The sequence below is a fragment of the Paenibacillus sp. JT31N17 genome (assembly GCF_056269255.1).
Genome location: NZ_JBWDNP010000011.1, coordinates 31372 through 44697 on the forward strand (window position 1 = coordinate 31372; position 13326 = coordinate 44697).

The window sequence follows — 13326 nt, forward strand, 5'->3', positions numbered from 1 at the left end:
GCTCTCACCCCGCATTCCAATGAATTATTCATGTGCGCGACGCGGATCAAGCAGCGTTCGCATATGGTCGCCAAGACGGTCGAACGAGCGGACGATCACGAGCAGTCCAAGACCCGGAAATACCGCCAGCCACCACATGCCCGTTGACAAGTACCGCATCGCTTCCGATAATATAATGCCGATTGCCGGCTGATGAGGCGACAGCCCCAACCCAAGAAATGTAATAGAGGCCTCGTGCAGTATCGCATGCGGAAACAACAGCATGAGACCCACGAGCAGCTGCGGAACAAGATGCGGAATGAGATGCCGCGAAGCCACCCACCAGCTCGATTTCCCCAGATGCCTGGACACCTGAATGAATTCGGCGGATCGCAGCTGCAGCACTTCGGCGCGGATAATCCGCGAGAGACCCGGCCAGTGGGTCAAGGCAACGCCGATAATGACCCCTTTAATGCCGCCGCCGCATACAAAGGCGATAAGAATGAGAGCGACCAGATGCGGAACGCTCAGAAACAGATCGATCAGCCATGACAGGATCCGGTCCGCTGTTTTCCCCAGGGTAGCGGCAGCCAGCCCGACAGTGGTGGCGATCATGACACTGCAGACAGCGGCGATCATACCTACGCCGATACTGAGCGCCAGCCCCTTGATCGTGCGGACAAACATATCCCTCCCCAGCCAATCCGTCCCGAAGGGATGCAGCAGCGAAGGCGATAAATTCCGGATTTCCAGATTCGTTGCAAGCTGCCGGTCCCCCAGCAGCATGGCAAGAATCCCGATCGCGACAAGAAGAGCCGAGAGACAAACAGCCCATGCTAACGCCCGTTTCCGCCGATTGACCCGGAAACGAAATGCCGGGTTCCCGGCAGGCTGAACCGGATTTTCCATCACAGCACCCTGCCTTCCCGCACCCGCGGATCAATTACTTTATACAGCAGATCCGCAATCGTATTGCCAGTAAAGACGAACAGCGAGCTGCACAGGACAAGTCCCATAAGCAGCGGAACATCCCCTCTTAAACCCGCCTCAACCGTCGCTTGTCCAAGGCCCGGGTACGAAAACACCTGCTCTGCCAGCACGGCGCCTCCGAACAATTCGCTGAAGGAGGTGAACTGCAGGGTGACGGCCGGCAGGGCAATATTGCGCAGACCATGCCTTCGCACCAGTCCGAATCCCTTCTCCCCTCTGGCTCTGGCAAACCGTACATAATCGCTCTCCAGAACATCGATCAGCTTCTGCCTGGTATGCAGCGCGATTGGCGCAATTCCGATGATGCTAAGGGTCAGCGCAGGCAGAATGATATGCCGGATGCGATCCGCGAGCGTAACCTGCTCCGCAAGAACGCCTGCTGGTACGCCGAGTCCGATCGGAAACCACCCGAGCCAAACGGAGAAAAGCATGAGCAGCAGCAGTCCCAGCCAGAATGTCGGTGTGGACGCCAGCGTATAGCAGTACCACTGAATGAGGCGATCCATCCATGAGTTTTTTTTCATCGCCGCTATTACACCGGCTGTAAACCCTGTAATTCCAGAGAGCAGCCAGGCTATCGCCATCAGCGCGGCGGAATTCAGGAACCGCTCGCCGATAACCTCCGCCACCGGCTCGCGGAATATCATCGAGGTGCCGAGATCGCCGCGGAGCAGAGCCGAGCCCCAACGGGCAAACTGCTCCGCAGGCGGCTTATCCAGCCCCCAATATGCGGAAATGCTTTGGCGCTGCTCAGGCCCGACACGCATGACATCCGATCCAATGTAAGCCTGAACCGGGTCGATTGGCGAGAGACTGACAAGCGTGAACGAAACGATGCTGACAGCAGCCAGAAGCGTCGCCAGACGAACCAGCTTCAGCCCCAGATACGCACTCAAATTGCGCGTCATGACCAACCCTCTTTCCGCTAGTTGTTCCATTTCCATTCTTCGATATTATCCGTGATCGGCCAGCCATGCCCGTGCGGTTGGATACGCTGCTTGCCGATGTCCAGCTTGTCATTTACGAGATACAGATGATCGATATTCACAAGCCACGCCCATGGCGCGTCCCCGAGCGAGCTGAGTCCCGTCTTTCCATCCCACTGCGCATTCTTCCAATATTTCAAAGCCTCATCTTCGTTCGTTGCGCGAAGAGCCTGGTTCATCCAGTCATCTACCACCGGATTGCTGTAATAACCGGCGTTGTAATAATCAACTCCCTGATAGGTGCTGCTGTACAGATTGTACATTTCCAGGGGATCGTGGCTGCCCCAGCCGAACATCACAGCGTCGGCATGCATTCTTTTATCAATATCGTCCCAGCTCTTCCCTTCCACATTCATATGAATGCCGGCAGGCTTAACCATATCCGCAGCAGCGAGAGCAAGCGATTGGCGGGCAATATCTCCGGATGGATAAAGAAGATTGAACTCAGCCTTGAGCGAACCCTTCTCGGCAATCCCGTCACCGTCTGTATCCGTCCATCCCGCATCGTTCAAAATGGTCTTCGCTTCATTCACATCGGCGTCTTTGATTACGATTTGATCATTCCCCCAGGGGAGTCCGTCATTGGCCGAGTAAGCGGGCGAGCCATAGCCTTCCAGAATCCCCTCAACCAGCGCGCTCCGGTCGATGGCCACATTTACCGCCTTGCGGATGGCAATATCCGCGGTTACATCGTTGCCGATTGGATTGCCGTCCTTGGTTTGGCCGCCAGACGGAACATAGGGGAACAGGATGCCCCGGTTATCCACGGTTTTAATATCCTCAAGACGCATGCCCGCTACCGTTTCCTTGCTGTAGGAGGACGGGATATAGGCCACATCGACCTTGCCTGATTTGGCAGCCGCAAACGCTGCATCTTCACTCAGAAATAAAAACGTCATTCGTTTGAAATGCGGCTTTGCGCCATAATAATCGGGATTCGCTTCGGCGATGACCTGCTGGCCTTTATCCCACTGCACAAATTTATACGGCCCCGATCCAATGGGGAGCTCCGCATAGTCTTTTCCGTATGCGTGTTTGGGAACGATACCGGTTGAAACAAGAAGAGAAACAAAAGTAGATTGCGGCTCCTTGAGTGTGAAGATGACGGTGCCCTCCCCTTCGGACTGCACGCTCTTCAAATTGGTCAAATCAATGGCGGAGCCGTTCCCGGCCGCCGTATCAAAGGTGAATTTAACATCCTCTGCCGTAAGCGGCTTGCCGTCGGTAAATACAACATTGGACCGCAGCTTGACCGTCCATACCGTACCATCTTCACTCACCTCGCAGCCGGTTGCCAGATCATTCTCAATGCGCAGATCATCGTCCCGCTTCAGCAGTGTGCTCTGAAACAGCGGAGAACCGTAGCGCCCCCAACCGGTCGTTGGATCAAACCCGGTTTCCGGTTCCGCGCCAACGGCCAATATTAATTCGTCTTTGCCGGTGCTCCCGCTCTCCTTGGGGGAAGACGAGCAGCCCGCAAGCAGAAGTCCGGCAACCATCACCGCCAATATCGAATAGACCCCAATCTTCCTCACGTTTCTCCCACTCCATCCCATGTGGCACGTTTTTAGTAAATTGTAGCACAACAAAAAAAGGGAATCACTCACTTTTTCACCGGCATGCTCAAAAATATTGGAATATTTCAACAAAAAAACGACCGCCTCTTTTTGGGACGATCGCATATTTTGGTTTTTATTTATGATCATGAATCTCCAAGCCTTGTTCCTCCGCATAAGTAACGGAAAGCTCGGCATAATGTACGCCTTTTTGTACTTGTATCTGATGATGGAGCGTGCGAAGCCTCGATAGGCGGCCCCGAACGACGATGACCTCCAGGCACTGGTTATGGTTCAGGTGAACATGCATCGTGGATATAATGTCGTGGTGGAACTGGTGCTGGAGCTCTGTCAGTAGAAGAGGAAGATCCCGGATGTGATGGTCGTATACCATGACTATGGTGCCGGCAACATGCGCATCGGATGGAAGCTTCGCAGGATCCAGCATCGCTTTTCTGGCCATATCCCGAATCGCTTCGGACCGGTTCGTATAGCCTTGTTCCTCAATATAATGATCGAACTGCTCGATTAACGGAGCCGGAAACGCCACTCCGAACCGGATCAGTTCTTCCTTGTCTGCCATAAAACCACCCTGCCCTGCCTTCATTTCACTAAATTGTATCATAGGCGATATGAAATGAAAAATGCATCCGTTCGAGCAGCATCAGACCGGGCATTTTATCCAAAATACGGCATCCTTCCTATTTCCTGCCGATATCGGCCGCAATTTTTTCAGCAATTTTCGGCCCATGAAGCCGTCCATCATCAATAAACACTTTATTGGTTATTCCTCCCGTAACGACGCCGGCAACAAATATGTCCGCCACATTGGTTTCATACGTTTCAGGGTCAAAGAGCGGAATTTGAGTTTGATGATCTAACATAATCCCCAGATCGTTCAGCATCGAAAGGTCCGGCTGATACCCGATTAAGGAAAATACAAAATCATTTTGGATTTTAATTTGCTCATTCCCGCTTTGGACGAATACCTGCTCTTCTTCAATACGCGTGATTGCCGACTCGGAGTAAAACCCGATTCTTCCTTTTTCAATCAAATTCCGTATATCGAGCAGCAGAGTGGGCTTAATACCTTGATAAACCGTAGCGCCACGGTGAACCAACGATACTTGCGCTCCGCTGCGATATAAGTCGATTGCTGCTTCAACAGCGGAATTTTTGCCTCCCGCTACAAGAACAGACCTTCCCGAATAAGAGTGTCCTTCCGTATAGTAATGCATCACTTTGGATAAGTTCTCGCCCGGAACCCCTAACAGTCTCGGGTGATCATATATCCCTGTTGCGATTACGATCCTTCTTGCTTCAAACACTTCCTCTTTCCCAAGATGATTATGGGTAAGAACGAGAAAGCCGTCCGATGAACGCCCGACCCTTATGACATGATGAAACGTTAGAATATTCATTTGCTGCCTTGTAACGACAGCGCGATAATAGCGCATTACCTCATGTCGGGTGGGACGTTCTTCTTCTGATAAAAAAGGAACATTGCCGATTTCCAGCCTGTCGCTTGTACTATAAAAACGCATATTAGCAGGAAATGAAAGAATCGTATTTACAATGGCCCTTTTCTCAAGTATCAAGTAATCAATTCCTTGCTCCTGCAAGGCCATCCCGACAGAAAGTCCGCATGGGCCGCCGCCTATTATGATAGCTTCTCTCATCTGATTTCCCCTTTGTTCATTGTGATTACGTCATTCTTGTGTCATTTTACTTGACATTCCACTTCATTTACAAATTAATTCGGGTTATTGCATTTAAAATCCGATCATAATAGAGAATATTCTACATAATTTTTTAATATTTTGATGACATAAATCGATATATTCTCCCATTTCCCTTACGGTATACTGCATAAAGCAGTCTTCTTTCATCCAGAAACGGCAAATGAACTTGGTATCATTCGAGGAGGAAAATAAGTGAACTCAGGTTGGTATTCTTTCTTTACACTTGGCATGAACCATATTTTATCCGGGTACGATCATTTATTATTTTTGTTTTCTCTCGTTGTTGCGAGGCAGACGTTCAAACAGTATACGGGCATGATCACCGCTTTTACGATCGCTCACAGCATCACGTTATCATTGACTGTATTGGGAATTATTGATATATCTCCCCGGATTGTCGAGCCTGCCATCGCTTTGAGCATCTGTTTTGTCGCCATCGATAATATTATTCGCAAACAGGTCAGTCACCGTTGGGTGCTGACGTTCTTCTTCGGCTTAATCCATGGAATGGGCTTTGCTGACATTCTTAAAGGAATGAATCTTCCCAAAAGCCAGCTGGCTGTGGATTTGCTCAGCTTCAATCTCGGAATCGAGGTTGTTCAGATCACGTTGGTCGGCGTTGCCCTCCCTCTGCTCATGATGATGCACAAATGGAAGTTTTCCAGAAATGCCGTTATCGCAGGTTCCGCATTGGCCTTTGTTTTGGGTGGAATCTGGTTGTCCCAGCGCGTATTCTTCTAAACTCCTTAATTGGGGGAAGCAGCACCTGAAGCCCGCTGTTTCTGTACTGAAAACCAGACAAAAAAAACGAGCCCCCAGATTGTTTCCAAGGCTCGTTTTTTTGTTCGAGTTACACCTTTACCTGCTTGACAGCCGCAAGCAAATGATGCGTCGTCCCGCTCAGCTCTGCGGCGGAATCGGCAAACTGCCGGACGATGCGCAGCTGCTGATCCGTCAGCTCCCGGATCTGAAGCGTCTGGTCGGACGATGCTTTGGCGATTTCGGCGATCGTGACGCTGGATGCCAGAACCTCTTCGGAGCCGGCTGTCATTTGCTCGGTTCCAGCGGAAATTTCTTGAATTTGTCCAGTCACTAACCGGAACATTTCCACCACATGCGTAAACGACTCGTCCGCCTCCACGGATAGCGATTCCCCCGTATGCACTTCTCTTGCGCCATTCTCCATCGCCTCGCTGATGCGAAGCGATTCGCTTTGAACATTTTGCAGCAATGACGCTATCAGCTCCGTGGAGACGAAAGCCTCATCCGCCAGCTTTCTTACTTCCCCTGCAACAACCGCGAATCCGGTACCGTGCTCGCCGGCCCGCGCCGCCTCAATAGATGCATTGAGCGCAAGCAGCTTCGTCTGGTTGGCAATTTGGGAAATGGCCGCCAACGCTCCTTCGATCTCGACCGAATAATTGCGCAGAGTCGCCACCCGCAAGGCAGCTTCCTCCGTAGCCGCAGAAATCGTGCGGATCTGCCTGTTCATTCGTCCGACGGAATGCCTGCCGGATTCCGCGCTTTCGAGGGCCTGTACGGATGCGTCCGATACCGCAGATGCCGCTTCGGAGATCCGCTGGATAATAGCCGCAATCTCCCCCATCGAGCCCGCGCTTTCTTCCGAGCTGATGCGCTGGGCGCTTGCGCCCTCGGCCACCAGGCCCGAAGCTTCGCTGACTCTGGTATTCATTTCAAGCAAATGCTGGGCTTCCGCCGCAAACCGGTCCGAGGATTGGGCGACCTGCGCGGATGTCTGGGCAATGTTCGATACCATACCGCCGACGATCGTGTTCAAGCTGGTTGACATGTTGACGATTGCCCTGTACATGGCACCCACCTCATCCTCCGACCGAACAGGATGCTCAAGCATCTGCCGGTTTGCTTTGGCAAATTCGCCAGCCGCTATATTCTCCGCTCCGGATACAATCCATTTAAGCGGACGGAATGCGCGGAAGAGCACCCATACGATAAGCGCGAGTCCCAGCAAGGTCATCACGATGATGAGCAGATAAAAGGGAAGGCTTTCGCGTATGGCGCCGCTTGCGATGCTTTCAATAACCGCGGCTTCCGTATCGATTCCAAGCACGCCGATGACCGTGCCGTCCGGACGTTTGATCGGTGCGTACGAGGAAATATATTTGCCGTACTGCGGGTTATCGATTACCGGCGAATTTGCCGGGCTGCCAGCCAGCAGCGACTTGACCGCATCCGCGGGAATATCCGTTACTTCATTGATCGGAGATGCGGAGTCCGAATCCTTCGGCTGGCCATCGATCATAATCAGCGGACGCTGGCTTGCGTCTATTTGGACAATATACACATACAGGGCGCCGATTTGCGCACGGAACCGGTCAAGCCCCTGCCGGATCGTCCAATACAATTCGTTTTCCTGCGGATCGGCTAAAAATTGCTCCAGTCTTTGCGTATCGAGATGGCTGGAATAGCTGCCGGCCATACGCGTGCCATAGCTCGTAATCGCCTCCTTGGCCGCGGTTTTCGTATTGCTGATTTGCAGCCAGATATAACATGACGATAACAGGAGAAAGACCGCCATGACCACCGCTGCAATCCGTAATGTTAAGCGTTTTCTAAACCACACAAACCCCTTCATAATCTTCATCCAGTCCCTTCGGATTGCACAATATCATTCCTGCTGCCTGCTGCCATAAAACGACCATGCTGCTTATATCGGCTTCCAGTACCTATATGTATATATGTAAATGCAAAATAGCCTGATGCATTTTGTCACAATTCCTTCATATTTGTACCATAATATGTCACAAAAACCCGGATTCTTTCAGAATTTGTTCAGTGGCGTCCGATATAATAGGTATTAGTAACCAGGACTAAAGATTTACCTTTTGAAGAAACCACCTAGAAGGAGTGCGAAACAGCATGAATGGCGAATATTTCGAAGAAATGCGGAAGCTGAGTCACGATGACGATCGCAGACACCTAATGCTGATGAGAGGCCTGCGAATGATGCAGGAGGAGCGGAAGAATAGCAGTTTCCTGAAAAAGCTGGGCAAAAAATGGGGCCACAAAAGCAAACTGGAGATCAAGGCATGGAATAGCGGTCCGCAGTCTACTGCCGCTCATTAACTATAGAGACGAATGCGCCGCTTCCGGAGAGGAAGCCTTGAAACAGGCTTCCTCTTGCGATACGATACTTCAATCTTATTTGTCTGACTCCGTACCATTTATATCGGCCTGTTAAAGCGGAAGCTCCGGATCAGGGGGCCTCTTTTTCTCCCGCTACCCTCTGTCATTGTGAATGCTCCGAAGAAAAGTGCTTAACCCCCCACTCGCTCATCTTGTCAAGAAAGGATATCATCGACCGTCCACGCGGAGTCAATGAATATTCTACCTTCGGCAGCATTCCGCTATAAATTTCCCTGTCAATTATGCCGTCAGCCTCAAGCTCCCGGAGCTGCTCCGTCAGCATCTTTTTTGAAATGGATGGCAGATGCCGGCGCAGTTCGGTATATCGCACAGGGCCATTCTTATATAAGTGTCTATATATGGGGATTTTCCACTTCCCGCTCAAGAGGGAAAATACAATCTCGACCGGACATTCGTTAGGCTTAACAGGCATCGAATCACCTCATTTTTTTAAAACCATTATACCCGATATCAGTTCGCGGATACTGGAAACCAAAAAGTGCCTTATTGTCCGCCCCATCATAAGCTCTTATAATCTCATCTTGAGAGGAGAGGATGTTTGTGAATATCGGAATCATCGGGGCAGGCAGCGCAGGGGCAGTTATAGGCAATGGCCTGATACGGGCCGGCCATTATGCGGCAATCAGCAGCCGCGACCCGCAGCATGCGAAGCACGGGGCATGGAAGCAAGCAGCAGGCGGACAAGGGGACGTCGTTTCCTTCAACGAAGCGGCCCGGTTCGGTGAACTCATTGTTGTGGCGCTTCCCTGGTCATGCGCGGCGGATGTGCTTGAAAACATTGATCAATCATACATGAAGAACAAAACAGTTATTGATGTAAGCAATGCAGTTGAGTTCAGCAGCGGTCCACGGCTGCTGTACGACAATACGTCAGCGGGTGAAATCATGCAGCAGATGCTGCCGGAGAGCCGCGTCGTTAAAACACTCAATACGGTCAGCGACAAAAGAATGGTGCAGCCGGCATACCGGGAAGGCGTACCCGTCATGTTTATGTCCGGCAATGAACAGCATGCCAAAAACCAGGCCGCGTCCCTCCTGAACGATCTGGGGTGGAAGGACGTCGTCGACCTGGGCGATATCCGGCAAAGCCGGCTGCAGGAATCCATCATGCTTGCTTGCGTCATAAGCGAAATCCGGCTTCGGTCGCCTGGCGCGGCATTTGCCCTGCTGAGAGATTAATAATCGCGGCTCAGGCCAGGATTTCCAGTCTAAGAGTCTTCCAAGGTTTTGAAAACAAAGCGCTCCACTTCCGGCAAATCAACGCCTTCACAATGGTCCAAGCGGACATTGACGCCATCCAATGTGCGAATAACCACATTGTTCATTGTCCAGTCCTTCGCATGCGAAATTGTGCCGGCTGCATGGCTTTCTATCAAGATATTGCTCAAGCGGATGCCGCTGATCGGCTTTTCAGGATACGCCTCCACCTCGAAGGCATAGGATACGGGTCTGCCGGAACCGGGGAGCAGATTATTCCTGACCGTGACATTAATGATCTCCACATTGCGGAACTCCGGTATTCCCCGCTGCTCGGGCAGCACGGGCTCTGCGAGAACCTGCCAATGAACAGGGACCTCGCCCTCCCAGGTTTCCGGAATTTGAGCATAGCTGTAGCTGGGGTTCCAGTTCAGCAGGAAGCTGAACGGATTGCGCACATCGCTCATCTCCAGGTCATGGACCCGTATATTCTCAATCAGGCCTCCGCGGTTCCGCGCCGATTTAAACCGCAGGCCGTTGCTCGTCCCGACAGATTTGATGTTGTATATCTCTACATTGCGAATGCCCCCGGATGTCTCGCTGCCAAGGGTGATGCCGGCTCCCGCTCCCGTTATGCAATTGCGGATCACGATATCCTCGGCGGGCCGGTTGACCCTCAGTCCATCGGCGTCGCGCCCGGCTTTAATACAAATATTATCATCGTTGCAATCGATGAAGCAGTTCTCCACCAGAACATGTGAGGATGAATCAATATCGATCCCGTCGGTGCTGGGACCCTGGTTCTCACGGATCGTCAGACCCGATACCGTTACGTGCTCGGAGTAGCAGATATGCACGTTCCAGAAGCCCGAGCGGAGGGAGGTGAAATCCTTCAGTTCGATCCGGGACGAATCGATAACCAGAATGTTCCGCGGCCTTTTGCAGTCGTAATCGACGGCCCAGCGCAGCCCCTGCTCCGTATATACCTTGCGCATGCTCCAATATTTATCCCACCAGCAGCTGCCTTGACCGTCTATGGTCCCCTTGCCGGTTATGCTTGCGTTCTCCTGACCGCAAATGTTGATCAATGCGCTGTACCAGTTCATCTCGATGCCGGCAACACGCGACCATAGCTCAGGGTAGTCCTCCTCGCCTGCGGCACCGCGCAGCTCCACACCTTCAGCCAAATGCAGCTGCACATTGGACTTAAGAAACAGAGCCCCCGTCAAATAGGAGCCCGGAGCAAATTCAATCCGGCCCCCGCCTGCGCCCCATGCAGCGTCGATAGCCTCCTGAATTGAAGCGGTGGCCAGCGTGTCTCCGTCCGCAGCCGCGCCATAATCATTCACCAAGAAAACTTCGTTTCGTCTCATTTCCTTCCCGCCCGTCTCCGCAAAGCAGTTCATTTTTTTCAAGCTCCAGCCAAAGCATCCGCATGAAGGGGTTCACAAGGGTTTCCGCGGGTTAACCTCCTGGTGAGTCACAGCCACTAGCTTCCAAGGGGAGCCGCATGCATCCCGGCAAGCATCTGCTCCATTTGCAGAACCTCGATCCCCGCAAGCAGCACGATTCCAATACCGTGCGTATCATTAAGCAGCCAAGGCAGGTCATCCTTGTAGTAGTCTCCATTGAATGAATACCCGGAGCCCCTGCATACGCCGTAAACATTGCCTGTTTTGTCGATGGAGATCTGCGTCATACCCTTCCAGCCCTTCAGGACCGCTTCGACATACCGCTGCTTGCCGGTTAACCAGCCGAAGCGAATGCCGCGCGCAAAGGCATATATAAACATCGAGGTGCAGGAAGTCTCCTGATACGATTCCGCATCGGTCAGCACCTGATGCCACAGGCCATTCACCCCCTGCAGCCGCAAATACCCTTCGCACAGCTCATTAAAATAGCGCAGCAGCTCCCGGCGCTGTTCATGATCTTCCGGCAGAGCCGCCAGCAGCTCGGAGAGCGAGAACAGCACCCAGCCATTACCCCGCCCCCATGCCACCACGGTGGGTTTGTTCAAAGTGAGGTCATACACATGGGACATGACCTGCAGATGCGGAATATACATCAGCTTCCTGAACTGAAGGAGCTGGTTGACCGCGTCCTCAATATAGCGGATGTCGCCGGTGCGCTGATAATAGCGGCAAAGGAAAGGCACGCTCATATACAGATCGTCGCACCAGACCGTTTCATGGGTAAAATCGGCGATTCGCGGCTTGCGGTACAAGGCCCCCGTCGGAAGCCGGTATTGTTCGCCAGAGATGTAATCCGCGATCAACTCTGCGATCTCGTCAGCTCCGTTCATGCCATGCTCCTGAAGCGCCAGCAGCATGGTAGCCCCGAAGGAGCCGCAGTCGTCCAGACTGTCAAGTGTAGCGAGCGTATTGAGCACACCCGACGCCCCGAACTGCTGCTTGTCCCACATGGCATAACGGTACAGCCGCGTGCAGGCTTCGATATGGCTTCGCACATAGGCCGTCACATCCCCGCGATCGAGCAGTCTGCCGGTTTGCAGCAAACCGTAGAGCGTAACGCCAAGCGGATAATTCCATCTGCCGAACAATGTGTTATCCGCGAAGAGGCGCACCCAGGTATTGGGCTGATCCAGCCGCCAGAAGGTGCCGCCCGCTTTCGTATCGATCAGCGTATAAGCCGTCCCGGTTGGCGGCAGCGGCTCATCCGCTTCGAGCGGGCCGGCATATAACCACTCGTCCGCTCCGCCCTCCACGGGATAAGGCGTCGCCAAGAGGACTCCTGCAGGCAGCTCATCCAGCCGGAATCCCCAATTCTCCATGGTGCCGGCGCAGCGGATATGCAGATCGTGCCGGCCGTATGAGAGATCGAGCGGTATGGAAAAATCCCCTGTCGTCTGTTCGGCTATTTTGTTCCCGTCGATGAATATCTCTGTGATTCCCGCTGCCCGGCCTTTCAGTACAATAGAGGAGGCGCCGTCCAGGGTACAGGTTAATTTCGTCCAGGCTACGGCATAACGGTTGTTCAAATCTCCAAATATGCGTGCCATGGGATGCAAGTGATCCCGCTCACCCCACTGCAGGCGCGGATACCAGACGATTCCGCTGTCACCCTCTTTGGTTTGCGGACCGGGCAGCTCCTGGCGCTTGTCCTGCGGTCCGCTGTATATCCAGCCCTCGTGCCCGTTTCTCTCTGGTGACGGGGCCAGCACATAGGTCGGATTGCTCTTGTATGAGCCGGGTCCGAAGGAGCCCCCGCAGCCAGCCTCAGTCTTCGTAAACAGGATGACAAAATGGTTCCAGCCCTTGTTCAAAGGTACGGTTACGGGTATTCTCCGCTTGGCATTCAATTCATCGGCCAGATTCGCTTTATATACGGAAGCCCCGTTTGCAAAAAATTGAAGGGGTCCATAGCAATGCAATATAAAGGTCATGGGTGCGGATTGCTCACTCCAGAATTTGGACCAGGCATAGATGTACTGCCCGTTTTGCATATCGGGAAAGCGCTCCGTCAGATTGAAATCATAGCTGTAATCGTGCTTTTTCAGTATCCCGTCGGCATTGAAGGCCCGGCAGGTCATGGGATGCTGCGGATGATTGCCGATGTAGCGATTCGTTACCGTTGTTAATGCCCCGCCCACGCTTCCGCCACACGCCGTAAATATGCTGTCATGCTCATTTATATACGCTTCATTCATGGCTTAAAGAACCTCCTGTCGCA

The 13326-nt window shown here is 52.6% G+C and carries 12 protein-coding genes; 3 read left to right on the forward strand and 9 right to left on the reverse strand.

Annotated elements, in window-relative coordinates; genetic code table 11:
- Positions 1–24: 24 nt before the first annotated feature.
- From AC0YOB_RS26815 to AC0YOB_RS26835, 5 genes are all read right to left on the reverse strand, one after another.
- Positions 25–888, reverse strand: coding sequence for an ABC transporter permease (locus AC0YOB_RS26815; protein ID WP_475795370.1), 864 nt, complete (start codon positions 886–888; stop codon positions 25–27).
- Complete coding sequence (locus tag AC0YOB_RS26820) at positions 888–1877, reverse strand: ABC transporter permease (RefSeq protein WP_475795371.1); 990 nt, start codon at positions 1875–1877, stop codon at positions 888–890. The genes AC0YOB_RS26815 and AC0YOB_RS26820 overlap by 1 nt, the downstream gene beginning before the upstream one ends.
- Positions 1878–1894: 17 nt before the next feature.
- Entirely contained in the window at positions 1895–3454 is a 1560-nt protein-coding gene (locus tag AC0YOB_RS26825; protein ID WP_475795520.1) for an ABC transporter substrate-binding protein, read from the reverse strand.
- 193 nt (positions 3455–3647) lie between these two features.
- Positions 3648–4094 carry a nickel-responsive transcriptional regulator NikR gene (gene nikR, locus AC0YOB_RS26830; protein WP_475795372.1) on the reverse strand — a complete coding sequence of 149 codons (447 nt, stop codon included), beginning with the start codon at positions 4092–4094 and terminating at the stop codon, positions 3648–3650.
- A 118-nt stretch (positions 4095–4212) separates the two neighbouring features.
- The gene (locus AC0YOB_RS26835; RefSeq protein WP_475795373.1) at positions 4213–5190 is read right to left on the reverse strand and encodes a YpdA family putative bacillithiol disulfide reductase; all 978 of its coding nucleotides are present in this window, start codon (positions 5188–5190) and stop codon (positions 4213–4215) included.
- 255 nt (positions 5191–5445) lie between these two features.
- On the opposite strand from AC0YOB_RS26835, the gene AC0YOB_RS26840 reads away from it, so the two are divergent.
- The gene (locus tag AC0YOB_RS26840; RefSeq protein WP_475788210.1) at positions 5446–5994 is read left to right on the forward strand and encodes a HupE/UreJ family protein; all 549 of its coding nucleotides are present in this window, start codon (positions 5446–5448) and stop codon (positions 5992–5994) included.
- 109 nt (positions 5995–6103) lie between these two features.
- On the opposite strand, the gene AC0YOB_RS26845 is transcribed toward AC0YOB_RS26840, so the two are convergent.
- The gene (locus tag AC0YOB_RS26845; RefSeq protein WP_475795374.1) at positions 6104–7876 is read right to left on the reverse strand and encodes a methyl-accepting chemotaxis protein; all 1773 of its coding nucleotides are present in this window, start codon (positions 7874–7876) and stop codon (positions 6104–6106) included.
- A gap of 275 nt (positions 7877–8151) precedes the next feature.
- On the opposite strand from AC0YOB_RS26845, the gene AC0YOB_RS26850 reads away from it, so the two are divergent.
- Positions 8152–8358 (forward strand): hypothetical protein, encoded by a 207-nt coding sequence (locus AC0YOB_RS26850; RefSeq protein ID WP_475795375.1) that lies wholly within the window; start codon positions 8152–8154, stop codon positions 8356–8358.
- A gap of 163 nt (positions 8359–8521) precedes the next feature.
- On the opposite strand, the gene AC0YOB_RS26855 is transcribed toward AC0YOB_RS26850, so the two are convergent.
- Positions 8522–8851 (reverse strand): winged helix-turn-helix transcriptional regulator, encoded by a 330-nt coding sequence (locus AC0YOB_RS26855; RefSeq protein ID WP_475795376.1) that lies wholly within the window; start codon positions 8849–8851, stop codon positions 8522–8524.
- 128 nt (positions 8852–8979) lie between these two features.
- Between AC0YOB_RS26855 and AC0YOB_RS26860 the strand changes: the two genes are divergently transcribed.
- The gene (locus AC0YOB_RS26860) at positions 8980–9618 is read left to right on the forward strand and encodes an NADPH-dependent F420 reductase (protein WP_475795377.1); all 639 of its coding nucleotides are present in this window, start codon (positions 8980–8982) and stop codon (positions 9616–9618) included.
- A gap of 29 nt (positions 9619–9647) precedes the next feature.
- On the opposite strand, the gene AC0YOB_RS26865 is transcribed toward AC0YOB_RS26860, so the two are convergent.
- Positions 9648–11009, reverse strand: coding sequence for a glycoside hydrolase family 28 protein (locus AC0YOB_RS26865; RefSeq protein ID WP_475795378.1), 1362 nt, complete (start codon positions 11007–11009; stop codon positions 9648–9650).
- A gap of 116 nt (positions 11010–11125) precedes the next feature.
- Positions 11126–13303, reverse strand: coding sequence for a glycoside hydrolase family 88/105 protein (locus AC0YOB_RS26870; RefSeq protein ID WP_475795379.1), 2178 nt, complete (start codon positions 13301–13303; stop codon positions 11126–11128).
- Between the last annotated feature and the right edge of the window lie 23 nt (positions 13304–13326).